Origin of the sequence: Tritonibacter sp. SIMBA_163 (assembly GCF_046535935.1) — a bacterium.
GTDB classification, from domain to species: Bacteria; Pseudomonadota; Alphaproteobacteria; order Rhodobacterales; family Rhodobacteraceae; genus Epibacterium; species Epibacterium scottomollicae.
Map to the genome: position 1 here is coordinate 1 of NZ_JAWJBP010000098.1, position 561 is coordinate 561.

The 561-nt window shown below is 60.1% G+C and carries 1 pseudogene; it reads left to right on the forward strand.

Annotation, left to right across the window (positions count from 1 at the left end):
* Positions 1–42 precede the first annotated feature (42 nt).
* A pseudogene (locus R0J92_RS21590) lies at positions 43–561 on the forward strand (IS5 family transposase); the annotation flags it as partial.

The following is a 561-nucleotide window of genomic DNA, read 5'->3' on the forward strand; positions in this document are numbered from 1 at the left end:
ATTCACATCCGCTCGCGGGCGTGATTCAAGCTGGTATCTGTAATGGAGACCAACTTGGCACGAGACCTGATGTCGGACGGGGAGTGGGCGTTCTTTGAACGGTTTATCCTGGCAGTCCGTGCGCCGAATGGGCGCAAACCCACCAACCACCGCCTTGTTCTTGATGGTATTTTCTGGATTGCCCGCAGTGGCGCGCCTTGGCGTGACCTGCCTGAAGAGTTCGGCAAATGGTCGAGCGTCTACCGGCAGTTTCGGCGCTGGACGCTGGCGGGCTTGTGGGAGGACATCATGGAGGCCCTGAACCAAAGTGGGGTGGTGCCGGATGCCCTTCAAATGATCGACAGCACCGTTATCCGCGGGCACCATCAGGCAGCGGGCGCTAAAGGGGGACTTCGCGACAGGGTTTTGGCCGCTCAAGAGGTGGCTTCACGACCAAGATCCATCTCCGCGTCAACGCCGCAGGACTGCCCATGAGGACCGAGATCACGCCGGGCCAGAAATCGGACTATCTGGGGTTCGATCTGGTCATGGCCGACAACCTGCCTGAGCCGAGCGTTCTGT